21 protein-coding genes and 1 tRNA gene are annotated in these 22,443 nt (G+C 67.9%); 9 read left to right on the forward strand and 13 right to left on the reverse strand.

All coding sequences use genetic code 11. The annotated features are described in order from the left end of the window. Positions 1 to 33: 33 nt before the first annotated feature. The 3 genes from LZ605_RS16265 to LZ605_RS16275 all read right to left on the reverse strand — a co-directional run bounded on the left by LZ605_RS16265 (position 34) and on the right by LZ605_RS16275 (position 3,186). Positions 34 to 1,158, reverse strand: coding sequence for a slipin family protein (locus tag LZ605_RS16265; protein ID WP_249842494.1), 1,125 nt, complete (start codon positions 1,156 to 1,158; stop codon positions 34 to 36). Between the two features lie 352 nt (positions 1,159 to 1,510). Further along, positions 1,511 to 1,582, reverse strand: a tRNA-Gln gene (locus tag LZ605_RS16270). Between the two features lie 647 nt (positions 1,583 to 2,229). Next, entirely contained in the window at positions 2,230 to 3,186 is a 957-nt protein-coding gene (locus LZ605_RS16275) for an aldo/keto reductase (RefSeq protein ID WP_249842495.1), read from the reverse strand. A gap of 169 nt (positions 3,187 to 3,355) precedes the next feature. Here LZ605_RS16275 and LZ605_RS16280 point away from each other — a divergent pair, with 169 nt between their 5' ends. Both LZ605_RS16280 and LZ605_RS16285 read left to right on the forward strand, forming a co-directional pair. Beyond that, complete coding sequence (locus tag LZ605_RS16280; protein WP_249842496.1) at positions 3,356 to 4,213, forward strand: class I SAM-dependent methyltransferase; 858 nt, start codon at positions 3,356 to 3,358, stop codon at positions 4,211 to 4,213. Positions 4,214 to 4,371: 158 nt separating this feature from the next. After that, positions 4,372 to 4,911, forward strand: a complete 540-nt coding sequence (locus tag LZ605_RS16285) for a pseudouridine synthase (protein WP_249842497.1) — start codon at positions 4,372 to 4,374, stop codon at positions 4,909 to 4,911. 94 nt (positions 4,912 to 5,005) lie between these two features. Here LZ605_RS16285 and LZ605_RS16290 read toward each other — a convergent pair whose 3' ends face one another. Both LZ605_RS16290 and hrpB read right to left on the reverse strand, forming a co-directional pair. Further along, entirely contained in the window at positions 5,006 to 5,377 is a 372-nt protein-coding gene (locus tag LZ605_RS16290) for a hypothetical protein (protein WP_249842498.1), read from the reverse strand. 160 nt (positions 5,378 to 5,537) lie between these two features. Continuing rightward, on the reverse strand, positions 5,538 to 8,042 hold the full coding sequence (gene hrpB / locus LZ605_RS16295; protein ID WP_249842499.1) for an ATP-dependent helicase HrpB: 2,505 nt from the start codon (positions 8,040 to 8,042) through the stop codon (positions 5,538 to 5,540). A 67-nt stretch (positions 8,043 to 8,109) separates the two neighbouring features. Between hrpB and LZ605_RS16300 the strand changes: the two genes are divergently transcribed. After that, complete coding sequence (locus LZ605_RS16300) at positions 8,110 to 8,907, forward strand: TatD family hydrolase (RefSeq protein ID WP_249842500.1); 798 nt, start codon at positions 8,110 to 8,112, stop codon at positions 8,905 to 8,907. A 78-nt stretch (positions 8,908 to 8,985) separates the two neighbouring features. On the opposite strand, the gene LZ605_RS16305 is transcribed toward LZ605_RS16300, so the two are convergent. The 4 genes from LZ605_RS16305 to LZ605_RS16320 all read right to left on the reverse strand — a co-directional run bounded on the left by LZ605_RS16305 (position 8,986) and on the right by LZ605_RS16320 (position 12,745). After that, positions 8,986 to 9,912 carry an epimerase gene (locus LZ605_RS16305; RefSeq protein ID WP_249842501.1) on the reverse strand — a complete coding sequence of 309 codons (927 nt, stop codon included), beginning with the start codon at positions 9,910 to 9,912 and terminating at the stop codon, positions 8,986 to 8,988. Next, the gene (panE, locus tag LZ605_RS16310) at positions 9,909 to 10,847 is read right to left on the reverse strand and encodes a 2-dehydropantoate 2-reductase (RefSeq protein ID WP_249842502.1); all 939 of its coding nucleotides are present in this window, start codon (positions 10,845 to 10,847) and stop codon (positions 9,909 to 9,911) included. Before panE ends, LZ605_RS16305 begins: the two co-directional genes overlap by 4 nt. A 141-nt stretch (positions 10,848 to 10,988) precedes the next feature. After that, entirely contained in the window at positions 10,989 to 11,780 is a 792-nt protein-coding gene (locus LZ605_RS16315) for an ABC transporter permease (RefSeq protein WP_107232578.1), read from the reverse strand. Beyond that, positions 11,777 to 12,745 (reverse strand): ABC transporter ATP-binding protein, encoded by a 969-nt coding sequence (locus LZ605_RS16320; RefSeq protein WP_249842503.1) that lies wholly within the window; start codon positions 12,743 to 12,745, stop codon positions 11,777 to 11,779. The genes LZ605_RS16315 and LZ605_RS16320 overlap by 4 nt, the downstream gene beginning before the upstream one ends. An 84-nt stretch (positions 12,746 to 12,829) precedes the next feature. Here LZ605_RS16320 and LZ605_RS16325 point away from each other — a divergent pair, with 84 nt between their 5' ends. Next, entirely contained in the window at positions 12,830 to 13,579 is a 750-nt protein-coding gene (locus LZ605_RS16325) for a ferredoxin--NADP reductase (RefSeq protein ID WP_249842504.1), read from the forward strand. A gap of 112 nt (positions 13,580 to 13,691) precedes the next feature. On the opposite strand, the gene LZ605_RS16330 is transcribed toward LZ605_RS16325, so the two are convergent. Both LZ605_RS16330 and LZ605_RS16335 read right to left on the reverse strand, forming a co-directional pair. Next, positions 13,692 to 14,861: a lytic polysaccharide monooxygenase gene (locus tag LZ605_RS16330; protein WP_249842505.1), complete on the reverse strand. Its 1,170-nt coding sequence runs from the start codon at positions 14,859 to 14,861 to the stop codon at positions 13,692 to 13,694. A 191-nt stretch (positions 14,862 to 15,052) separates the two neighbouring features. After that, positions 15,053 to 15,580 (reverse strand): DUF1203 domain-containing protein, encoded by a 528-nt coding sequence (locus LZ605_RS16335; RefSeq protein WP_249842506.1) that lies wholly within the window; start codon positions 15,578 to 15,580, stop codon positions 15,053 to 15,055. A 153-nt stretch (positions 15,581 to 15,733) separates the two neighbouring features. Here LZ605_RS16335 and LZ605_RS16340 point away from each other — a divergent pair, with 153 nt between their 5' ends. The 4 genes from LZ605_RS16340 (at position 15,734) to LZ605_RS16355 (ending at position 20,455) form a co-directional block, all read left to right on the forward strand. After that, on the forward strand, positions 15,734 to 16,936 hold the full coding sequence (locus tag LZ605_RS16340) for a GGDEF domain-containing protein (protein ID WP_249842507.1): 1,203 nt from the start codon (positions 15,734 to 15,736) through the stop codon (positions 16,934 to 16,936). Between the two features lie 68 nt (positions 16,937 to 17,004). Further along, positions 17,005 to 18,531: an alpha/beta hydrolase gene (locus LZ605_RS16345; RefSeq protein ID WP_249842508.1), complete on the forward strand. Its 1,527-nt coding sequence runs from the start codon at positions 17,005 to 17,007 to the stop codon at positions 18,529 to 18,531. Then, positions 18,528 to 19,274, forward strand: a complete 747-nt coding sequence (locus LZ605_RS16350) for an ATP-binding cassette domain-containing protein (protein WP_249842509.1) — start codon at positions 18,528 to 18,530, stop codon at positions 19,272 to 19,274. Before LZ605_RS16345 ends, LZ605_RS16350 begins: the two co-directional genes overlap by 4 nt. Next, positions 19,271 to 20,455 carry an ABC transporter permease gene (locus LZ605_RS16355; RefSeq protein WP_249842510.1) on the forward strand — a complete coding sequence of 395 codons (1,185 nt, stop codon included), beginning with the start codon at positions 19,271 to 19,273 and terminating at the stop codon, positions 20,453 to 20,455. The genes LZ605_RS16350 and LZ605_RS16355 overlap by 4 nt, the downstream gene beginning before the upstream one ends. Positions 20,456 to 20,479: 24 nt before the next feature. Here the strand turns inward: LZ605_RS16355 and LZ605_RS16360 are convergent, their stop codons facing one another. Next, positions 20,480 to 21,190, reverse strand: a complete 711-nt coding sequence (locus LZ605_RS16360) for an REP-associated tyrosine transposase (RefSeq protein WP_249842511.1) — start codon at positions 21,188 to 21,190, stop codon at positions 20,480 to 20,482. A 100-nt stretch (positions 21,191 to 21,290) separates the two neighbouring features. Next, positions 21,291 to 22,088, reverse strand: coding sequence for an AraC family transcriptional regulator (locus LZ605_RS16365; RefSeq protein WP_249842512.1), 798 nt, complete (start codon positions 22,086 to 22,088; stop codon positions 21,291 to 21,293). 77 nt (positions 22,089 to 22,165) lie between these two features. Here LZ605_RS16365 and LZ605_RS16370 point away from each other — a divergent pair, with 77 nt between their 5' ends. After that, a complete protein-coding gene (locus tag LZ605_RS16370) occupies positions 22,166 to 22,420 on the forward strand; it encodes a hypothetical protein (protein ID WP_249842513.1) in 255 nt (84 codons plus the stop codon). Positions 22,421 to 22,443 lie beyond the last annotated feature (23 nt).

The raw sequence follows: 22,443 nt of genomic DNA on the forward strand, positions 1-22,443 counted from the left end.
GCCGGCGGCGCGTCCCTGCGCCGCCGCTGCCCCCTACCTGATCGTCACCAGCTGCTTCAGCACGCCGTCCAGGCCGCCGAACACGGTGAGCTTGTCGATCTTCTCGGTGACCTTCTCCAGCGCCTCCAGTTCCTTCAAGCGCATCAGCACCGGGTTGTCCTCGATCAGCTTTGCGGTGTTGAGCTGCGAACGCGTGGCGTTGGCCTCCTCGCGGCGACGGATCACGCTGGCCTGGGCCTGCTTCTCGGCCAGTACCACGCCGTTGAGGATCTCCTTCATCTCGCCCGGCAGGATCACGTCCTTGATGCCGACGCCGAGCAGGCGTACACCGTGGCCCTCGATCGCGGCCTGCACATGGGCGGCGATCTCGCCGTCCAGCGCCGCCTTGTCACCCAGCAGCTCGTCCAGGCTGCGTGCGGCGATCGCCTGGCGCAGGCCGAACTGCAGCTGCCGATAGATGAACTCATCGGCATTGCTCAGCGTGCGGTGTGCACGCACCGGGTCGACCACCTGCACGGTCGCGGCCAGGTTCACCCGCAGGGTCACCTTGTCGCGGCTCAACAGCTCCTGGCCGGACACGTCCAGCGAACGCGTACGCAGCTCCACACGCTCCACCGACACGTTGCCGTTGAAGTTCCAGAATGCGTGCAGGCCGGCGCCCAGCGTCTGCCGCAGCGTGCCATCGATGAACAGCAGGCCGACCGACTCGCTCGGCACGGTGCTGATCACCGCCACACGCGGCAGCACGCCCAGCTGACCCAGGCGCTGCTGCACCTCCACCGGCACGTACGGCTCGTCACCCAGCGCCAGCACGCGCACCTGGGTGTCGACCGAACCGCGCCAGTACAGACGGCGGCTGCCCGGCGGCAGGACCTCGTCGATGCGGCCGTTGCGCAGCAGCAGGCCGACCTCCCCGGCGCCGACGTCGGCCAGCACGAGGTGCGTGTCCAGCGTTGCGCCAAGCGCTTCGATCAGGCTGTCCTGGTCGTTGCCGGTGTAGGCCGCGCCCTTCGATGCGCTGTGAATGTCCACCTGCGGGCGGCCGCCGAACAGCGACAGGCGATGCACACCCGGCAGCAGGATCTGCTGGAAACGACGGTTGCGATACACCAGGCCGCGCTCGCCGTCGCCGATCACGACCTTGATGGTCCAGAACATGGGAGTCTCCCCTTGTATGGCTCTGGTGATTCGACCCGATGGAATGAATGCCATGACCCGGGTCGAACAGGTCGTGGCAGGGCCGGCGGCACACGCTGCGCCGCCGGCGGAAGAGGGCGGCCATCGGCGGACGGTCCGCGCGCGGAGCCTGCGGTGCGTCATCGCCCTCGCTACCCTTCCTGCCGGCAGACAGCACCGGAGCCGAACGGGGCAATGGGAGTGACAGGCCGAGGCCCGGCGTGCGGTCCGTTGCCGTTCCTGTGGCGCCCGGAGGCGTTCGCAGGACCGGCGACGATGGCCGCTGGGGCTTGCGCCCCGGGTGTTGCTTCTGGTCATGACGTGGAAGGTCATGTGGTTGGAGTGGGAGTCGAACCCACGACAGACGGAATCAGGATCCGTTGCTCTATCCCTACTGAGCTATCCAGTGGTGAACCGCGCGGAATCGAACCGCGTGCCGGCGAACCGGCGCCTGCCTCCAGCAGGCGATCCAGGCGATGGCATGTCCGCGACCTCCGGCATACGCCACGGCAACGCCGCGCGCACCAGCCCGTGGTTGAAACGGGACCGTTGGTAGTCGAGGGTGCAGGCCACCGACATTATCGCGAGCGATAATGTTTGGGTGCGATGCAGATAATGTCCAGGCGTTGCCATTGGCACGAAGAAAATCCTCCGGCGCGGCGGGAAAACCTGGGTCAGTGCGTGGCGGGCTGCCGCGCGGGGTGCAGTTCTGGCATCGCGGGTCCTTGTGTCGACGCAAACGAAAACGCCCCCGGGACTTGCGTTCCGAGGGCGTCGTCAAGCCTCGGAGATCGGGGTGGCCGATCTCCGCAGGGCGGGTATCAGGCCGTTGTCAGCTGGATTTCCTTGCCGAACGCGCGCACCAGCACGTCCATGCGCAGGCATGGCAGCAGTTTGGCGATGGCGACGGAATGCGCGTTCAAGGGAGGTTTCCAGTGGTTGTTGAAACGAGGTGCGCACGATAAACCACGATTTAGTCGTGCGCAACCATTTTGTTCAATTATTTTCTTCGGTATGGGTGCAATGCCGGCCAGCGGCCGGCACTACCAGGTCTCACGCTTCCGTGCTGGCGGCGTCCAGTTGCGCGACATCCTGCACGCTCAGCGACAGGCTCGCCGCCGCCAGCAGCTCGTGCAGCTGCTCGACGCCGGTGGCGCTGACGATCGGCGCGGTGATCGACGGACGCGCGATCTGCCACGCCAGCGCGATCTGCGCGGCGGTCGCTCGGTGCTTGCTGGCCACGTCATCCAGCGCCTGCAGGATGCGCAGGCCGCGCGGGTTGAGATAGCGCTTCACCACCGTCTCGCCACGCGCCGGGCTCTTGGCCGCATCGGCCGGCGTGCGGTACTTGCCGCTGAGGAAGCCGCTGGCCAACGCGTAGTAACCGATCACGCCGATCTGTTCGCGCTGCACCAGCGGTTCCAGCTCGCTTTCGTAGCCGGCACGGTCGTACAGGTTGTACTCCGGCTGCAGGGTTTCGTAACGCGGCAGCTTGTAGTCGGTGGACACCTTCAGCGCATCGGCCAGGCGCGTGGCGCTGTAGTTGGAGGCACCGATGGCGCGCACCTTGCCGGCTTCGATCAGGCGACCGAAGGCGGCCAGCGTGGCCTCCAGCGGTGTGGATTCGTCGTCCTCGTGGGCCTGGTACAGATCGATCACGTCGGTCTGCAGCCGGCGCAGCGAATCTTCCACGGCGGCATTGATGTTGTCCGGGGTCAGGCCGGGGCGTTCGGCCCATTTGGCCACCTTGGTCGCCAGCACCACCTTGTCGCGCTTGCCGCTGCGCGCGAACCACTTGCCGATCAGCGTTTCCGATTCGCCGCCGGCATTGCCGGGCACCCAGGCCGAATACACATCGGCCGTGTCGACCAGGTTGAAGCCGGCATCGACGAAGGCGTCGAGCAGGGCGAAGCTGGCCCTTTCATCGGCGCTCCAGCCGAACACGTTGCCGCCGAAGGCGAGCGGACGTACATGCAGGCCGGAACGGCCCAGTTCGCGGGTTGCCGTCATGGACACGGACTCCTTGGGGGAAGTGCTCCAGAATAGAGCGCGTTGTGTGACCGTGCTGCGGCGGTGGCCACAAAACAGTGTTCCGCAACGCGCACGTCGATAACGTTTTGTGAACACCTGGGGCGCTGCGGCTGCTAGTCTCGCCGCATCTTCCGCTGGAGTCGCTCCGATGATGCCTGCTTCGTCCCTGCGTGGTTGCCGCCTGCTGCTTGCTTCGGCCCTGCTTGCCGCTGTTCCCGCATTCGCCGCACCGGCCTCGGTGGCACCGGCGAAGATCCAGGTTTCGCCGGCCATCGATGCGGCGGTGAAGGCGCCGACCCGCGATGCCAACAATGCCAAGCGCGACACCTATCGCCATCCCGCGCAGACGCTGTCGTTCTTCAGGGTCGCACCGGAGAAGACCGTCATCGAGATCACCCCCGGCAACGGCTGGTACTCGGAAATCCTGGCGCCGCTGCTGCATGACAAGGGCCAGTACATCGCCGCCGTGGTCGATCCGATGGCGGTGGCCGAAGGTCGTGGCCGCGATTACCAGCAACGCAGCCGCGACAGCCTGGAAAAGAAGTACGCCGCTGCACCGGCGCAGTTCGGCAAGACCGCCGTGGTGGCCTACGATCCGGCCAAGCCGGTGTTCGGCCCCGCCAATTCGGCCGACGTGGTGCTGACCTTCCGCAACGTGCACAACTGGCGCAAGGCCGGCCAGGCCCAGGGCATGTTCCAGGGCTTCTTCAACGTGCTCAAGCCGGGCGGCGTGCTGGGCGTGGTTGAGCATCGCGCCAAGGCCGACGTGGCCGACGACGATGACACCGGCTATGTCGGCCAGCAGCAGGTGATCGCGATGGCCGAGACCGCCGGTTTCAAGCTGGATGCGCGCAGCGAGGTCAACGCCAACCCGCGTGACACCAAGGACCACCCGAACGGCGTGTGGACGCTGCCGCCGACCAACCAGCACGACAAGGCCGACGACGCGAAGTACCAGGCGATCGGCGAAAGCGACCGCATGACCCTGCGCTTCATCAAGCCGTAAGGGGGCAGCGCTGACCCTGTAGAGCCGAGCCCATGCTCGGCTCATCGCGCGCAGCGCGACAGGGAACAACAGCCGCCGAGCACGGGCTCGGCACTACAGGGACGTGGCGCGTGGCGCGGCGTGGGACAATGTGCCATCCGCCGCCTGCCGTGCCCGCAATGCTGATCGCCTTCAACAAGCCCTTCAACGTGCTCTGCCAGTTCACCGACCGCAGCGTGCCGCCGCGGCCGACGCTGGCCGGGTTCGGCCTGCCGCCGCGCGTGTATGCCGCTGGCCGGCTCGACCATGACAGCGAGGGCCTGCTGCTGCTGACCGACAACGGCACGCTGGCGCACAAGCTGACCGACCCGAAGCACAAGGCCAACAAGACCTACTGGGTGCAGGTGGAAGGCACGCCCAGCGATGAGCAGCTGCAACAGCTGCGCGACGGCGTGGTTCTCAACGACGGGCCGACGCTGCCGGCGAAGATCGAGCGCCTCGATCCGGCGCCGTCGCTGTGGACACGTGATCCGCCGGTGCGCTTCCGCAAGACCGTGCCCGACAGCTGGCTGGCGATCACGATCCGTGAGGGCCGCAACCGGCAGGTGCGCCGGATGACCGCAGCGGTGAACCTGCCGACGCTGCGCCTGGTGCGCGTATCGATGGGGCCGTACCGGCTGGACGATCTGCAGCCGGGACAGTGGCGGCAGATCGGCTGAAACAGAAAGGGCCGGAGGCCTTGTGGCGTCCGGCCCTCACAGGCTGATGGGGTCAGAGGCCTTCCGCAGGAAGGGGTCTGACCCACTCGGCAACTCAGGCGTCGCTGCCGATGTCGCTGTGCTCGTCAACCACGGTGGCATTGCGACGGTCACGTGCACTGATGCGATGCGCCTGGCCATCCACCACCTGGCCATTGGCGGCCTTCTTCTGCTGCTTGCGGTACAGCGCATAGCCGAGCAGGCCCACACCCACCGCTGCAGCGGCCACGGCCACCGCCGGGTTGCGGCGCACGAACTTGGTGGCGGCCTTGCCGCCGGTCTTTACCGCGCCGATGGCGGCACCGGTCTTGATCCAGTCCGCATTGCGCAGGCTGCCACCGGCGCTCTTCAGGCCATCGCCGGCCGTGTGGGCCAGTTCCAGGGCGCGCTCCAGAGCGCGGTCGGTGATTACGGTCAGCTTGCTCATGCGGGGGTCCTTTGCCTCGGGTCGAAGTCCAGTGTCGCGTGTTGCCCGTAAACGGTATGTCAGTCGGCGTCGCGCGTGGCGTGACTCTACCGCAGCCATTCAGGATCGGGCAGGGTGGGCTCGGATCCCATTGCGATGCAATGGGATCCGACCCCGCCCCTCAGGTTCCGCGTGGCTTGGCGCGGTGCGTGGCCGTGGCCGTCCACGGGTCATCCGGCCACGGATGGCGCGGGTAGCGCCCCTTCATTTCCTTCTTCACCTCGGCATAGGTGTTTTCCCAGAAACTGCGCAGGTCCTGGGTGACCTGCAACGGGCGTCCGCCGGGCGACAGCAGGTGCAGGGTCAACGGCACGCGGCCATCGGCGATGCGCGGGGTGTCGGCCAGGCCGAACAGTTCCTGCAGCTTCACCGCCAGCACTGGTGGCAACGGCTCGCCGCTTTCGCTGTCCAACGCGTAGGTGATCGGCCGTTCCAAGCCTGAAGGCACGGTGATGCGGGTCGGCGCATGGCGCTCGACCAGCTGCCGCTGCGACCACTCCAGCGGCGACTTCAGCGCCTCGCCGAAACTGGCTTCGTCCAGCGCGTCCAGCCGGCTCTTGCCAGCGAACGCCGGTTGCAGCCACTGCGCACGGTTGGCCAGCAGCGCAGCGTCACTGCAATCGGGCAACCCGAGTTCCGGCATCCAGCGTCGCAGCGACTCGACCCGCGCCTGCCACTGGCGCAGTCCTTCGGTCCACGGCAATGCCTGCAGGCCGAGCTCGGCCACCGCATCGGTCAGTGCCTGTGCAGCGTGCTGCGGATCGACCCGGCCGGCCGAGCGGCTGTCCAGCACGATGCGGTCGAAACGGCTTTCGCGCAGCGCCACCAGGGCGCGGCGTTCACTGTCCCAGCGCACCACATCCTCGGTGACGAAGCGCTCCGGCCACGCTTTGCGCAGGGCATCTTCGTCCACCGGTGCCGCGCGCAGCAGCAGCGCATCGCGCGCTTCGAAGCGCAGTTCGCTGGCCACCAGCCACGGTTCGCCACGCAGGTCGCTCAGTTCGTGCAGGCGCGCGCTGCGGCCATTGGCCAGCAGGTAGCGCAGCGGATCGGTGGGATGCCGGAAACCGATGCGGTCGGGGAAGGCATGCGCGAGCAGGTCACCCAGTTCGTGCGCCTCGATGCTGGTCGGTGGCGCGGTGTCGCAGCGCAGGCGTCGGCGCCACTGTTTGGCAGCGGCATCGATGGCGGCAAGCCCACTGCGATTGGCGTCGGCCGGCGCACGTCCACCGCGGAAGGCAGCCAGCGCACGCCAGCGCGCTGCCAAGGCATCGCCACCCTGGCGCAGCGGATCGCGGGCTTCCAGCAGTGCGGCCAGATCCGCCGCCAGCGCCTGCGCGCGTGCATCCGGCGCGGCCAGCAGCATCGCCGCCATGCGCGGGTGCGTACCCAGCGCCAGCACGCGGCGCCCGAGCGCGGTGATCGCGCCGGAGTCCGACAGTGCACCCAGGCGTTGCAGCAGTTCGCGCGCCGCACCCATCGGTCCTGACGGTGGCGGATCGAGGAAGCGCAGGTCGCTGCTGCCCCAGGCGGCCAGTTCCAGCGCCAGCCCGGCCAGTTCCACCTGGTCGATCTCGGCGCGGCGCTGTGGCTCCAGCCGCTGCGACTGTGGCCACAGCCGCCAGGCCACGCCTTCGGCCACGCGTCCGGCACGGCCGGCACGCTGGTCGGCCGAGGCCTGCGCGATGGCCACCACGTCCAGCCGGGTGAAGCCGCTGTTGGGGTCGTAGCGCGGTTCGCGCGCCTGACCGCTGTCGATCACCACGCGCACGCCAGGCAGGGTCACCGAGGACTCGGCCACGTTGGTGGCCAGCACCACGCGGCGGCGGCCGTCACTGGCGGCCTGCAATACGCGCGCCTGCTGTTCCACCGGCAGCTCGCCATGCAGCGCCAGCACCTCGATGCCGGCATCCAGCGATTCCTGCAACCCCGCCTGCACGCGCGCGATCTCGCGCTGGCCGGGCAGGAACACCAGAAGGTCACCGGGGTGTTCGGCCAGCGCCTGCTGCACCGCGCGGCGCACCTGCAGCTCCAGCGCTTCATCGCGGCGCGCCGGGAAATGGCTGATCGCCACCGGGTAGCTGCGGCCCTCGCTGCTCAGGCGCGGTGCATCGAGGAAGCGCGCCAGCCGCTCGCCATCCAGCGTGGCCGACATCACCACCAGGCGCAGGTCGTCGCGCAGCTGCGCCTGCACGTCCAGCGCCAGGGCCAGGCCGAGATCGCCACTGAGGTGGCGCTCGTGGAATTCGTCGAACAGGATCGCGCCGACCTCTTCCAGCATCGGGTCGTCCTGCAGCATGCGGGTCAGGATGCCTTCGGTGACCACCTCGATGCGCGTGCGCGACGAAACCTTGTTCTCGAAGCGGATGCGGTAGCCGACGGTGCCGCCCACCTCTTCGCCCAGCTGCCGCGCCATGAACAGCGCGGCGCTGCGTGCGGCCACCCGGCGCGGCTCCAGCAGGATGATCTTCCTGCCCAGCAGCCACGGCGCATCCAGCAGCGCCAGCGGCACCTGGGTGGTCTTGCCGGCGCCGGGCGGGGCTTCCAGCACCAGCCGCGGCTGCGCGGCCAGGTGCTGCTGGATCTGCGGCAGCAGCGGGGAAATCGGGAAGAGCGGGGCGTTCATGTGCAAAGGATAAGGGGCCACGGCGGGCACAGGTACAATGAGCAGGCACTTTTCCCCCGCGATGACCATGCACCTGATCGATATCGGCGCCAACCTGACCCACGATTCCTTCGACCGCGACCGTGACGCCGTGTTGGACCGCGCGCGCCAGGCCGGCGTGGTGCAGATGGTCATCACCGGCGCCAGCCGCGAGCACTCGCCGCTGGCCCTGCAGCTGGCGCAACAGCATCCGGGCTTCCTGTATGCCACCGCCGGCGTGCACCCGCATCATGCGGTGGAATACACCGAGGAATGCGATGCCGAAATGCGCGCGCTGCACGCGCAACCGGAAGTGGTGGCGGTGGGTGAGTGCGGGCTGGATTACTTCCGCGATTTCTCGCCGCGCCCGGCCCAGCACCGCGCGTTCGAGCGCCAGCTGCAGCTGGCGGCCGAGAATGGAAAGCCGCTTTTCCTGCACCAGCGCGACGCGCATGCCGACTTCATGGCGCAGATGAAGAACTTCGAGGGCCGTCTGGGCCCGGCGGTGGTGCACTGCTTCACCGGTGAACGCGACGAACTGTTCGACTACCTGGACCAGGACTGGTACATCGGTATCACCGGCTGGCTGTGTGACGAGCGCCGTGGCGCGCACCTGCGCGAACTGGTGAAGAACATCCCGGCCAACCGCCTGATGATCGAGACCGACGCGCCGTACCTGCTGCCGCGCACGCTGAAGCCGATGCCGAAGGACCGCCGCAATGAACCGATGTTCCTGTCGCACATCGTCGAGGAACTGGCGCGCGACCGTGGCGAGGACGTGGCGGTGACCGCGGCCAATGCCACGGCGGCCACGCGCACGTTCTTCCGGCTGCCCGACGTCGGTTGATCCGTAGAGCCGAGCCCATGCTCGGCTTATCGCGCGCAGCGCGAAAGACGCAAAGAGCAGCCGAGCATGGGCTCGGCTCTACAAGGAGCTGTCCGGTAGCGCCGGGCCATGCCCGGCGAGCGAAGCGGCCAGCGCCTGCAGCCCTTCCCGATACGTTGGAAATCTCGGCTCCCAGCCCAAGGCTTGGCGCGTGCCACGACTATCGATGCGTTTGTTGCTCTCATAGAAGCGCCGCAGCGTCGGGCTCAGCACCGGATCGTCCCAGGCCACGGCAGGGGGCAGCGCAAACCCGCCCAGCTGCGCGGCGAAGGCCAGCACATCCTGCGGCGGTGCCGGTGCGTCGTCGCTGGGCAGGTACAGCCCCTGCAGGGTGGGTCGCTGCATCGCTGCGGTGATGACGGTTGCCAGGTCCTGCACATGCAGGCGGTTGAACACCAGGTCCGGGCGGATCACGCGGCGGGCACGGCCCTCGGCCAGTTGCAGCAGGGCGTTGCGGCCAGGACCATACAGCCCCGGCAGGCGGAACACCGCCGAGGCCATACCGCGTTCTTCCGCAAGGGCGCGCCACTGGGCCTCGGCGCGCCTGCGCTGCTCGCCGGCCACGTCGGTGGCATCGGCTGCGCTGCGCTCGTCCACCCAGCCGCCGGCGCGGTCGGCATACACCGACGTGGACGACAGATAGCCGACCCAGCGCAGTGCCGGGCTGCCCTTCAGTGCCGGCAGCAGAAGGCGCAGTGCCGGGTCGCCCTCGGCATCCGGCGGCACGCTGCACAGCACGGCGTCGGCCCGTGCGATCTCATCGAGCAGGGCAGGTGACGGTGGGGTGTCGCTGCGCAGTGGATGCCGCAGCAGGCCATCGTCCGGCGCCGACGACGGGTCGCGCACTGTGCCGGCCACGTGTACGCCCTGCGCCTGCAGGTGCGTGGCCAGCACGCGTCCGCTCCAGCCCAGACCGAGGATCAGCACCCGCGCCGGCAGCGCGCCGGCCCGCAACGACTGGCTCACCCGCCGCGCTGGGCCTGGTAGGCCTGCAGGCTGCTGTAGGCGACCTGCAGCAACAGGCCTTCCTGGTCGGCCTTGCGCGCACGCGCCAGCATGTCGCCGACGATCTGCTCGGCCTCCACCTGCTGGCCGGCTTCCAGGTCACGCAGCATCGAGGCCTTCAGCGCAGATCCTGCCTGGGTCAAGGTGCCGCGCGCGATGTCCTGCGCGCTGTCGGGAATCGGTTCACCGGCTGCTTCGGCCACCGCCAGGCATTCGTCGTACAGGCCGCGCACGATGGCCTGGCCATCATCGGTGGCGACGATGGTGCCGATGTCCGCACGCAGCAGGCAGGTGGCAGCTGCCAGTGCAGTCAGGAAGGTGTACTTGATCCACTGCTCCTGGCCGATGCGTTCGCTGGCCAGGTGATCAAGATCGGCCTGCGCGCAGGCGGCGGCAAAGCCGCGCACGCGCGCGGAGATCGCGCCGCCATCGCGCTCGCCGAAGGTGAGCTTGGCCGGCTTGCCCAGGTGCAGCACGGCGCCATCAGCGGCCTTGGTGGCGCTGATGAAGCACAGGCCGCCCAGCACCGCCTCACGACCGAAGCGCGCATCCAGTGCGTTGTAGTGATGCAGGCCATTGAGGATGGGCAGCACGGTGGTACCTGCACCCACGGCCGGGGCGATGGCGTCAATCGAGCTGTCCAGGTCATAGGCCTTGCAGCTGAGGATGACCAGATCGAAGGGCTTTTCTGCAGCGAGCGCGGGCAGGGCGTCGGCGGTGACGTGCTGCACCGGGAAGCGGGCATCGCCGATCGGGCTGCGGATGACCAGACCATCGCGGCCGAGCTGTGCAGCGCGTGCCGGGCGCACCAGGAAGGTGACATCGACGCCGGCCTGGGCCAGGCGACCACCGAAGTAACCGCCGGTACCGCCGGCGCCGAGGATCAGGATGCGCATTGCACGTTCACCGTGTTCTGGGGGAATCAGAACTGCGATTGTGCCGGAGATTGCAGGCGAAAAAGAGCCGAGCATGGGCTCGGCTCTCCAGGGCAACGGTCTCCGGCGCTTCATCAGCGGCCGGCACGACCATGGCAGGGCTCAGCTGCGCATGCCCACGCCACGGCGCAGCAGCCACAGCGCCACCGCAGTCAGCACCACCACGAAACCGATCATCAGCGCGTAGGCCACCCACAGCGGCACATCACTGCTGCCCAGCAGGCCATAGCGGAACGCGTTGACCATGTAGAAGATCGGGTTGGCATGGGTGGCGGCCTCGGCCCAGGTCGGCAGCAGCTTCACCGAATAGAACACGCCGCCCAGGTAGGTCAACGGGGTCAGGATGAAGGTCGGCACGATCGCCACGTCGTCGAACTTCTTGGCGTACACCGCGTTGATGAAGCCGGCCAGCGAGAAGATCGTCGCACCCAGCAGCACCGTGCTCAGCGTCACCAGCGGGTGCGGGATGCGCACCGGGGTGAAGAACATGGCGATGATCAGCACGATCACGCCCACCATCAGGCCGCGCAGCACCGCGCCGGCCACGTAGCCCCACAGGATCACCCAGTTCGGCATCGGGCTGACCAGCAGCTCTTCCACGTGGCGGCCGAACTTTGCGCCGAAGAACGAAGAGCTGATGTTGCCGTAGCTGTTCTGGATCACGCTCATCATTACCAGGCCCGGCACGATGAACTGCATGTAGCTGTAACCGCCCATGTCACCTACGCGCGAACCGATCAGGCCGCCGAAGATCAGGAAGTACAGGGTCATGGTGATCGCCGGCGGCACCAGGGTCTGGCCCCAGATGCGCATGATGCGGGCGACTTCGCGGCGCACGATGGTCATCAGTGCGACGCGGTTGCGCTGGCCGTCGGTCAGCTCGGTGGTGCTCATGCGGAGGTCTCCAGGTTGCCGGTGAGGCGCACGAACAGCTCCTCCAGGCGATTGCTCTTGGTACGCATCGAACGCACGCGGATGCCGGCCTCGTTCAGCGTGGCGAACACGCGGTTGAGGTCCATCGCGCGCGGCATGTCGATGTCCAGCGTGTGCGGGTCCGGTGCGGTCAGGGTCGCGCCCTCGATCACCGGCAGCTGCGCCGGCAACTCACCGTCGATGTCCAGCAGGAAGCCTTCCACATCCAGCTTGGCCAGCAGGGTGCGCATCGGCCCCTGCTCGACGATCTGGCCGTGGTTGATGATCGCCAGGTGCCGGCACAGGTACTCGGCCTCTTCCAGATAGTGCGTGGTGAGGATGATGGTGGTGCCGGCCGCATTGATCTCCTTCAGCACGCGCCACATGTCACGGCGGATCTCGATGTCCACGCCGGCAGTCGGTTCGTCCAGGATCAGCAGGCGCGGGCGGGTCATCATCGCGCGGGCGATCATCAGCCGGCGCTTCATGCCGCCGGACAGGGTGCGGCTCATGACCTGCGCCTTTTCCCACAGGTGCGCGCGCTTGAGCTCTTCTTCGGCGCGCTGCTCGGCCTCCTCGCGCGGCACGCCGTAGAAGCCGGCGTAGTTCACCAGGATGTCGAAGGGCTTTTCGAACAGGTTGAAGTTGATCTCCTGCGGCACCAGCCCGATCAGGCGCATGGTGGCGCTGCGGTTGCGCACCAGGTCGCTGCCGAACACTTCCACCTGGCCCTGGCTGAGGTTGACCAGGGAGCTGATGATGCCGATCAGGGTCGACTTGCCGGCGCCGTTGGGGCCGAGCAGGGCGAAGAAATCGCCCGGGGCCACTTCCAGGGAGACCCCCTTCAGGGCCTGGGTGCCGTTGTCGTAGGTCTTGCGCAGGTCGCGCACGCGCAGGGCGGGCGCCATATCGTTCAGGGATGCCAAGCTCGAAGCCTTCGCGCCCATGGGCTGGCGCTGGAGAGGGGCGGGGAGGGGCTATTATAGAAGACCCCGAGGGCTTGCCCCGGCTACACACTGTCCCGAAAAGTCGTGCCTGTTCAATTCCCCCTCAAGCTGGTCGGCCGCCGCATGCTGGCCCCGACCGTCGGCCACTACCAGTTCGTGCGTGACGACGGACAGCCGCTGGATTTCCAGCCGGGCCAGTTCATCCAGGTCCATTTCAGCTACGCCGACGGCACCGAAACCAAGCGCAGCTACTCGCTGGCAACCATCCACGACCATGCGCTGGGCCCGGGCGAGGCGGTGGATATCGCGGTCAGCTTCGTGCCCGGCGGCGCCGCCACGGCCTTGTTCGAAGCGCTGGAGCACGGCGGCCAGGTCAGCGCGTCCGGCCCGTATGGCCGGTTCTGCCTGAACCCCGGCGACCACAACGCCCGCTACCTGCTGATCGCCACCGGCACCGGCGTCACCCCGTACCGCTCGATGCTGCCGCTGCTGGAAACGGCCATGGCCGAGCGCGGCGTGCAGATCGTGCTGCTGCAGGGCGCACGCAGCCCGGGCGAGCTGCTGTACAGCGAAGATTTCCACAGATTCGCCGAAAAGCATCCGAACTTCCGTTATGTTCCGTGCCTGTCGCGCGAACTGCCGGCCGATCCGCATCCGGACGTGCAGCACGGCTACGTGCAGCAGGCACTGGCCGGCTTCACCCCGGACCCGGCCACCGACATCGCCTACCTGTGCGGCAACCCGGACATGGTCGATGCCTGCGCCGAGCTGCTGAAGGCTGCCGGCCTGGGCAACCCGCAGATCCGCCGCGAGAAGTACGTCAGCAGCAAATAGATCCGGGTAGTGCCGGCCGCTGGCCGGCAACCGCAAGGAGCAGGGTAGTGCCGGCCGCTGGCCGGCAACCCGATGAACCGGAGGCGGCCTCACGCCGCCCCCGGAACCTGCCTCAGTACGCGATCCAGGCATCACGCCAGGCCGAGCCCACGCCCGGTCGGTACGCGTCGGCATTGACGTTGCACCACGCGCCCTCCGGACGCGGCCGGCAGGCATACAGCTTGCCGTCGCTGCCCTTCACCACGGTCTGGCCGGGGATGTAGCTGCCGATGCCGACCGGATACACGCTGTCGTAGTCACCGCCGGGCGACGGCGTGCCCGGGTCCGGCACCTTGGTGTCGAGCTGGAAGCGGTTGCCGTCCTTCAGGTACACGCGGTTGGCGGTGGCCGAGGCCGACGGCGTGATCACGCCATTGGCAAGCACGCCCACCCGTGCATGCTGCGCGCTGGCATTGACCTTGCGCGCCAGCACCAGCGGCCACTGCGCGGCCGCGGTCTGGCCACTGGCCAGCGTGGCCTCCACGCGTTCGACGTCATTGCCGTTGGCGTTGAACACGCGCAGGGCCAGGGTGGTGCCGACCGGCAGCTCGCCGCGTGCGGTCACCGGGCCGGCATCCTGCCATTGCGGCGCCGGTGTCGTACCACCGCCGCCCTGGAAGCGCACGTCCATGCAGGTGTAGAACGCTTCGGTCGAATCCGAGCGCTGCCAGGTGTTGTAGATCACGTGCTGGCCGGTGCGCTGCGGCAGCGTGCACTGCAGCTTGTAGGTGCCATCGGCCGAGAGCGGCGTGTTGCCCAGCGTGCAGAATTCCTGCAGGTCGGCCCAGCGCAGCGGGCTGCCCGGCTGCCAGCCCTCGCGGGTGACGAAGAAGCGCCAGTCGCGGGTCGCGTGCGGCGCGGTGGCCTTGAACACGAAGGTGAACCTGCCATTCGCATCGGGCTGGATCGGCGTGGTCTGCCAGTCGCTGCGGTCCACGTCCAGGCCGCGGAAGGTCGGGTTGTTGCCGCTGCACAGCTTGCCATCGGGTACCACCGCCTGATGATTGCCGTTGGCGTTGGCCTGGTTGATGCCGTTCCAGTCGTAGAACGCCTGTGAGCCGCCGATCGCCTTGGCGGCGGCACAGGCCGGATTGGTCGGATTCTCGGGATTGCCCTGGAAGCAGGCGTAGACGCGGCTGACCGGCGTGGTCATGGTGCCGTGGGCGGCCGCAGTGCCGGCCAGGCCCAGGCCGGCGGCGGCGAACGCGGTGGCCAGCAGCAGCGGTTTGGATCGGAATGACATGGCGCATCCTTGTGGTCGTCGAAAGGGAACGGTGACCGCAGGAGCTGCGCTGCACGGCGGACTTTCGGCGGCACCTCCGCGAGTATCGAGTCGCGATGCGAGCGGCGGAACCGCGAAGATGCCGATCCGTGACTGCGCATGTGAAGCCCTTCCCGCGGGCTTCACGTGGGGCTGAACGGATGCGCGGGTGATCACGTGACCGGCGTGCCATCGATCACGTCATGAGGGTCACGCGGCGCGGATGCCACAGCGACCCGATCGGCCTGGCACGAGAAACATCCGTGGGCCGCGTTGTGCAGCTGGACGAAGGCCACCGCCGGATCGGCAAACAGCCGATCCAGCTGCGCACCGACCTCGCTGCCTGCGGCGATCTGCGCCTCCCGCATCAGCGCGGCGTGATCGTAGGCACGCAGCGAGATCATCCGGCGCTGCACATAGGGCGGTACTTCGCCAGGCGGCAGCACGCATCGGGTCGCCCCGCGCTGTACGAAGATCGGGCCGGACGCGTGATAGGGCGAGTGCAGCGGCAGATGGACATGCGAGAGCAGGAGCAGCTCGCTGCCCGGCGGCGGATCGCTCAGTCCCACCCGGCAGGGGTGGCCGCCGTGCGCGCCGGCCCAGCGGCGCTGGATGCCCAGTGCGGCCAACGCCGTGTCGCTCTTCTCGAACAGGTGCAGGAACGGGCGGTGGTCGATGCCACCGAGGTACCACATGTGCATGCCGGTCTCCTTGTGTGCGCCGCATTCTGCGCTGCGGTGTGCGCACGGTGCTCGCCGTTTTCCGACCTTGCATTCCACGGCCCGGGGCCGAAGCCTCAGCCGGTGGCTGCAAGGCGCTAAGATGCGCGCGGCGCCCCTGCCGACGAGCGGCGAATGTCCCTGCATTTCCCTACCATCACCGTGCTTGGCTTCCTGCTCTGCATCGGCATTGCGATGGGGTTTTCGCTGCTGCTGCTGGTGCTGCGAGGGCAACCGGTGCTGCGCCAATGGACGATCAGCCTGTGGCTGATGACGCTGGGGGTGACCCTGCTGGCATTGCGCCCGTATCTGCCGCTGGTGCCTGCGGTGCTGGCCGGCAACGCGGCAATGGCGGCCTGCGGCCTGATGATGCTGCGGGGCGTGGCCCTGCATCTGGAGCGACCGTTGCCGCTGTGGCCGCCGCTGCTGCTGGCGGCCACGTTCATGGCCTGCATCTTCGCGTTCCTGGTGAAGTGGCCCGACCTGGGCATCCGCCTGCAGGTGTTCAGTGTGTTCGCGGTGCTGGTCAACGGCTGGATTGCCGTGCTGCTGCTGCGCTACGCGCCGCCGCAGCAGCGCACCAGTTGCCGGCTGGCCGCGGCGGTGTTCCTGGCCGAGGCCGCGCTGTATGCGGTTCGACTGTGGCTGCCGGTTGCGCCTGACGCCGGCGAGGACATCATGCGCACCGGATCACCGATGTTCGCCACCTATCTGGCCGGCGTGATGCTGGAGCTGGCGCGCTGTTTTGCCATGGTGCTGCTGCTGGTTGAACGCATGCTGGTCGATCTGCGCCACGCCGCGCGTACCGATGGACTGACCGGCCTGCTCAACCGCAGTGCGGTGCTGGCCGATGGCCAGGCCCGGTTGCAGCAGTTGCGCCGCCAGCGACGATCGTTGGCGCTGCTGCTGATCGACGTGGACCACTTCAAGACGATCAACGACCGCTGGGGCCATCCGACCGGCGACGAGGTGCTGCGCCACTTTGCGCATGTGCTGCAGCAGTGCCTGCGCGGACGCGACCACCTGCTGGGGCGCTACGGTGGCGAGGAGTTCGTGCTGGTGCTGGCAGGCAGCTCGCAGCGCGAAGCGGTGGAACTGGCCGCGATGATCCGTGTGCGCCTGCAGCAGTGGCCGGCGTCCCTGGCCCAGGGGCCGGTGGCCGTCACCGCCAGCGTCGGCCTGGCCGTGGACGCCGGGCAGGGCGAACTGGGGCTGTTGCTGGCGGCTGCCGACGTCGCCCTCTACCGTGCCAAGGCCGAGGGACGCGACCGCCTGGTCTGTGCAGCCCCGGAGACGGTTTCGTCTTTGCCCATCGCCGCCGACGCCGTGCCCGTGTAAGTTGGGTCACATCTTCCGCGGCAGCCCGTCGTGGTCGGCAGGAACGTCCTCCAGGGGAAACGAGCACGATGCAAAGACACCACCTCGCACTGGCCACCATGCTGGCCAGCCTGATGCTGGCCGGCTGCAGTCCATCACCCTCGGGCAATGCCGAGGGCGGTGCCGATGCACCCAGCCGCCGCTACGGCACGCTGGCATTCCAGCCCTGCACGCTGTCCAGCGAAGGCGCCAGCGCCAACGTCGCGGCCCAATGCACCACGTTGCAGGTGCCCGAAGACCGCGCCCGGCCTGACGGTCGCCGCATCGACCTGCGCATCGCCTGGCTGGAGTCGGGCGACAATGGCGCCAGCCAAGCCGATCCGGTGTTCTTCCTTGCCGGCGGCCCCGGCCAGGCCGCCAGCGAAGTGGCGGTCATCGTCGACACCGCGCTGCGCCAGGTCCGCAAGCAGCGCGACATCTTCCTGATCGACCAGCGCGGTACCGGCGGCTCCAATCCCCTGACCTGCCTGGGCGCGGACGGCAAGCCGCTGCCCATCGACGAGGAGGCCGCTCCCAGCGAGGCCCTGCTGCGCGACTACGCCCAGCGCTGCGCCGCATCGCTGAAGGGACGCGCCGACGCGCGCTTCTACACCACCAGCGAGGCGATCGCCGACCTGGACGCGGTACGCCAGGCATTGGGCGTGGACCAGCTCAACCTGGTCGGCGGCTCCTACGGTACCCGGGTGGCCCAGCGCTATGCCGGCGCCTACCCGCAGCACACCCGCAGCATCGTCATCGACGGCGTGGTGCCCAATGAGCTGGTGGTCGGCGGAGATTTCGCCAACACTTTCGAAGACGCGATCACGCTACAGGCAGCGCAGTGCCGCAAGAATGCGGCGTGCAGCAAGCGTTTCCCGGTCGATACCGCTGCCCAGCTGCGCAGCGTGGTTGCAACCCTGCGCCGTGCACCGGTAACCGTCGACTATCGCGACCCGGGCACCAACGCGCCACGCCAGGACGTGCTGAGCCCGGACAGCGTGGTGGGCTTGGCGTTCGCCTTCTCCTACGTGCCGCAGTTCTCCTCGCTGCTGCCGCTGGTGCTGGATGAAGCCGCACAGGGTCGCTATGCACCGCTGGCATCGCTGGCGCGCGGTGCCAACCGCAGCATGGATTTCCAGATCAACCGCGGCATGCAGTGGTCGGTGATCTGCAGCGAGGATGCACCGCGCTATCGCGCACCGCCTGCGAACCCAGACCGCCTGTTCGGCAATGAAGTGGCCAGTGCGTTCTTCGCCGCCTGCCCGGTATGGCCGCACCAGCCTGCTGCGCCGGCCAATGCCGATCCCTTGCGCAGTGAGGTACCGGCGCTGCTGTTGTCCGGTGAGCTGGATCCGGTCACCCCGCCGCGCTACGCCGAACAGGTCCTCAAGGGCCTGCCCAACGGCCGCGCGCTGGTGGCCCGCGGTCAGGGCCACGGCACCCTGGCTGCCGGCTGCATGCCGCGCCTGCTCGGCCAGTTCATCGACAAGACCGATGCCAAGGCGCTCGACGCCAGCTGCCTGGACACGCTGAGCTACGTGCCGGCGTTCACCTCGTTCAACGGATGGGAACCATGATCGTCGCCGACAACCTGCACAAGGCCTTCGACACCCGCAGCGGGCGCATCCAGGCGGTGTCCAACGTCGGCTTCCGCGCCGAGGATGGCCGCATCACCGGCCTGCTTGGCCCCAACGGCGCCGGCAAGACCACCACCATGCGCATGCTCTACACGCTGATGACCCCCGACCAGGGCAGCATCACCGTCGATGGCATCGACGCTGCGCGCGACCCGGTGGAAGTGCGCCGCCACCTCGGCGTGCTGCCCGATGCGCGTGGCGTCTACAAGCGCTTGACCGCACGCGAGAACATCGCCTACTTCGGCGAACTGCACGGCCTGTCCGCGCAGATGATCCGCGAACGCATCGAGGTGCTGTCCCATGCACTGGACATGGGCGACATCCTCGACCGGCAGACCGATGGCTTCTCGCAGGGCCAGCGCACCAAGACCGCGATCGCGCGCGCGCTGGTGCATGATCCGCGCAATGTCATCCTGGATGAACCGACCAACGGCCTGGACGTGATGACCACCCGCGCACTGCGCCGTTTCCTGCTGGGGCTGCGCGAGGAAGGCCGCTGCGTGATCCTGTCCAGCCACATCATGCAGGAGGTCGGGGCGCTGTGCGACCACATCGTGATCATCGCCAAGGGCACGGTGATGGCCGCCGGCAGTGCCGATGAACTGCGCGCGCAGGCCGGCGAGCCCAATCTGGAAGATGCATTCGTGACACTGATCGGCAGCGAAGAGGGCCTGCACGCATGAGCATGATGTCGACCCTGATGACGGTGATGCGCAAGGAACTGCGCGATCTGTCGCGCGATCGCCGCACGTTGCTGTTGACCCTGCTGTTCGGGCCGCTGCTGTACCCGGTACTGCTGCTGGGCATGGGCAAGCTGGCCGAAAGCCGGGTGCGCACGCAGATCGAACAACCGTTGCAGATTCCCACCATCGGTGCGGAGAACGCGCCCAACCTGGTGCGCTTCCTTGCTGCGCAGGGCCTCAATGCCACCCCGGCACCGAAGGAACTGGCAGAGGCGATCCGCAGCCAGGACATCGACGTCGCGTTGCGCATCAGCGATGACTTCGGCAGCAACTGGGCCGATGGCAAGCCGGCACTGGTGGAGGTGATCAAGGACAGCACCCGTCGCGCCGCTGAAGTCCCCAGTGCGCGTCTGGAAGCTGCCCTGGCCACCTACAACGGCCAGGTGGGCGCGCTGCGGCTGATGTCGCGTGGCATCGACGCGCAGGTGGCACGCCCACTGGATGTGGCACGCCAGGATATGGCCAGTGCCGAAGCCAAGCGCGGCATGATCCTGTCGATGCTGCTGCCGGTGCTGCTGACCCTGACCTCGTTCATCGGCGGCGCCTATCTGGTGATGGATGCCACTGCCGGTGAGCGTGAGCGGCAGTCACTGGAGCCCTTGCTGGCCACGCCCGGCTCGCGCAGCGCGATCGTCAGCGGCAAGATCGCGGCGGCCTGCGTGGTTGGCTTCATTTCGCTGCTGTTGACCCTGGTGGCATTCAAGGTGAGCGCGCAGATCGCACCGGGCAATGTCGGCCGCCAGTTCAACATGAACATCGGCTCGATGCTGCAGATGCTGCTGGTGATGCTGCCGATGCTGCTGATCGGTACCTCGCTGCTGACCTTCCTCTCGGCCGCCGCCAAGAGCATGAAGGAAGCGCAGAGCCACATGACCTGGTTGATGCTGCTGCCGATGCTGCCGGGCTACGCGCTGGTGGCGTATCCGCTGAAGAGCGAGCTGTGGCAGTACGCAGTGCCGTTCCTGTCGCAGAACCAGATGCTGCTGAAGGTGATCCGCCACGAGATGATCACCCCCTCGGTGTGGGCGATCTATCTCGGCGCCAGCCTGGGCCTGGCCGCGCTGCTGTGGTTCGCGGCCGTGCGCCGCTACCACAACGAGCGCCTGGCGATCTCCGGCTAAGCGCGAAAAAGGGGACGGAGGGGATTAAGTCGTATTTGCCTCTTCCGTCCCCGTTTTTCGAGGACGTCCCCTGGCCCGCATCACCACGGATCGCCCAAGGGTCTCTTCCACCCTCTGCAGGAAGGCTGCGTCCCCCAACGGTCGTTGCCTGCTGCTATGGGCACGGATGGCAGGCACGTCGGCAGACGCGCCCGTATCACGCAGGAACTGCGCATACAGTGCGGCTCTGCGTTCGGTGTCGGGCGAAATCGCCAGGAAGGCGGGGTGCGGCGTCAGCAGAGGATCATCGCGCTGGTTCAGATGGCCCTGAGCGCTGGACCACGGATGATCTTCCGCAGCGGTGACCATGCCGGCCCGGACCGGGTTGCGTTCGATGTAGCGGTACACACTGAGAAGATAGGCATCGGTATCGATCATCGAGGAATGAAAGCGGCCCTGCCAGAGCGGGCCGCTGCGTCCATGCCGCTGGTTGAAGGCCTGCACGTAGTTGTTGCCCTGCACGCGCATGGCGTTGGCCAGCCCCAGCGGCGTCGTTGGCGTGGCCAGAAGATGGATGTGGTTGCCCATCAGTACATATGCATGCAGCGCTACGTGGTACTTGTCGAATGCACTGCGCAGCAGGTGCAGGAACAGCTGCCGGTCGATATCGTCGACGAAGATTGCACCTCTGTTCACTCCGCGCTGGGTCACGTGATAGGCGTAGCCGGCCAACATCAGGCGCGCTTGTCTGGGCATGGGAATCCGCGTTTGCAAGGGAGTCCCAGCGTGCCGTGACCATCGCAGGCAAGGCCATCAGAGGTTGCCGTGCGAGGCTGTGGGGCCGGGCAGAAGCGACTTAATCCCCTCCGTCCCCTTTTCCATACCGCGCCGGCGTTACCCCCATCTCACGCTTGAACACGGCGATGAAGGCGCTGGGCGTGTCGTAGCCCAGCGACAGCGCAACACGGATCACCGACTCACCCATCAGCAGGTGTGGCAACGCCAGCAGCACGCGAAGTCGCTGCCGCCACTGGCTCAGCGTCATACCGGTCTCGGCCAGCCAATGGCGGGCAAGGCTGCGGCTGGACAGCCCGCCGCTGGCGGACCAGTCCTCGATGCTGCGGTTGTCGTGCGGGGCGCGCGCCAGTGCGGCGGCGATCCGCCGCAGGCGTCGGTCGCGCGGTTGCGGCAGGGCAAGCGGTAGCGGTGTGCTGGCAGTGATCTCATCGGCGATCACGCCGGCCAGGCGTTCCTGCGCCGCGTCCAGTGCCCGTTGCTGCCATTGCAGCGCCCGCATCGTCGCGGCCTGCAACAGCGTGCTGGGCTGGAAAATGCGCGGTGTCGTGGGCAGTTCCATGCAGGCCGCAGCGCTGAAGTACAGGCTCCAGCCATCGAACCCGTCCGCGCCCACCAGTGCGTGGGGCAGCGAGGGCGGAATCCAGGCGACGTGCCCCGCCGGCAGCAGCCAGTGCAGGTCGCCGGCCTCGATCCGCAGCAGGCCGCGGTGGGCGCCCAGCAACTGGCCGCGCACATGCTGGTGGCGCGCGGTGCGGCGTCGTCCGGGCACGCGCAGCTGGGAAGCGAGCACGCTGGGGCCGCCTTCGGTGTTCGCCAAAGCGGGGTCGATCAAGCGCGCTGGTGTCTGATCTGCCATATTGGTTGGCAGTTATACGGCAGAAACGCCCGCGCGCGAGCGCCACACTGGGCGCCCAATCTCACAGGAGCACCCTCATGCGGCCACAGGATATCCTCCCCGACCATCAGAACGAGGTGCAGGTGAACGGCCTCACCGTGCGCAAAGGCAGCGTCGGTGCCTTCCTGGCCAGCGTCCGCCACTGGCAGGATCCGGCCAGTTCCGCTGCCACCCGCGCCACTGCCGAGGCCGACCTGCGTGCACTGCTGCCCGGCCTGCACGCGCTGGGCCTGTTCCAGATCCTGGCCGCGCGCGACCCTGCGCTGCAGCGGCTGATCGACGCGGCGGCCTGAAACGCACAAGGCCCGGGCATGCC

Origin of the sequence: Stenotrophomonas maltophilia (assembly GCF_023518235.1) — a bacterium.
GTDB lineage: Bacteria > Pseudomonadota > Gammaproteobacteria > Xanthomonadales > Xanthomonadaceae > Stenotrophomonas.

What these genes read in the sequence shown, in the direction of transcription:
- LZ605_RS16265 (WP_249842494.1), bottom strand. Translation starts at nt 1,158, where the DNA reads ATGTTCTGGACCATCAAGGTCGTGATCGGCGACGGCGAGCGCGGCCTG.
- LZ605_RS16275 (WP_249842495.1), bottom strand. Translation starts at nt 3,186, where the DNA reads ATGACGGCAACCCGCGAACTGGGCCGTTCCGGCCTGCATGTACGTCCG.
- LZ605_RS16280 (WP_249842496.1), top strand. Translation starts at nt 3,356, where the DNA reads ATGATGCCTGCTTCGTCCCTGCGTGGTTGCCGCCTGCTGCTTGCTTCG.
- LZ605_RS16285 (WP_249842497.1), top strand. Translation starts at nt 4,372, where the DNA reads ATGCTGATCGCCTTCAACAAGCCCTTCAACGTGCTCTGCCAGTTCACC.
- LZ605_RS16290 (WP_249842498.1), bottom strand. Translation starts at nt 5,377, where the DNA reads ATGAGCAAGCTGACCGTAATCACCGACCGCGCTCTGGAGCGCGCCCTG.
- hrpB (WP_249842499.1), bottom strand. Translation starts at nt 8,042, where the DNA reads ATGAACGCCCCGCTCTTCCCGATTTCCCCGCTGCTGCCGCAGATCCAG.
- LZ605_RS16300 (WP_249842500.1), top strand. Translation starts at nt 8,110, where the DNA reads ATGCACCTGATCGATATCGGCGCCAACCTGACCCACGATTCCTTCGAC.
- panE (WP_249842502.1), bottom strand. Translation starts at nt 10,847, where the DNA reads ATGCGCATCCTGATCCTCGGCGCCGGCGGTACCGGCGGTTACTTCGGT.
- LZ605_RS16315 (WP_107232578.1), bottom strand. Translation starts at nt 11,780, where the DNA reads ATGAGCACCACCGAGCTGACCGACGGCCAGCGCAACCGCGTCGCACTG.
- LZ605_RS16320 (WP_249842503.1), bottom strand. Translation starts at nt 12,745, where the DNA reads ATGGGCGCGAAGGCTTCGAGCTTGGCATCCCTGAACGATATGGCGCCC.
- LZ605_RS16330 (WP_249842505.1), bottom strand. Translation starts at nt 14,861, where the DNA reads ATGTCATTCCGATCCAAACCGCTGCTGCTGGCCACCGCGTTCGCCGCC.
- LZ605_RS16335 (WP_249842506.1), bottom strand. Translation starts at nt 15,580, where the DNA reads ATGCACATGTGGTACCTCGGTGGCATCGACCACCGCCCGTTCCTGCAC.
- LZ605_RS16340 (WP_249842507.1), top strand. Translation starts at nt 15,734, where the DNA reads ATGTCCCTGCATTTCCCTACCATCACCGTGCTTGGCTTCCTGCTCTGC.
- LZ605_RS16345 (WP_249842508.1), top strand. Translation starts at nt 17,005, where the DNA reads ATGCAAAGACACCACCTCGCACTGGCCACCATGCTGGCCAGCCTGATG.
- LZ605_RS16350 (WP_249842509.1), top strand. Translation starts at nt 18,528, where the DNA reads ATGATCGTCGCCGACAACCTGCACAAGGCCTTCGACACCCGCAGCGGG.
- LZ605_RS16355 (WP_249842510.1), top strand. Translation starts at nt 19,271, where the DNA reads ATGAGCATGATGTCGACCCTGATGACGGTGATGCGCAAGGAACTGCGC.
- LZ605_RS16360 (WP_249842511.1), bottom strand. Translation starts at nt 21,190, where the DNA reads ATGCCCAGACAAGCGCGCCTGATGTTGGCCGGCTACGCCTATCACGTG.
- LZ605_RS16365 (WP_249842512.1), bottom strand. Translation starts at nt 22,088, where the DNA reads ATGGCAGATCAGACACCAGCGCGCTTGATCGACCCCGCTTTGGCGAAC.
- LZ605_RS16370 (WP_249842513.1), top strand. Translation starts at nt 22,166, where the DNA reads ATGCGGCCACAGGATATCCTCCCCGACCATCAGAACGAGGTGCAGGTG.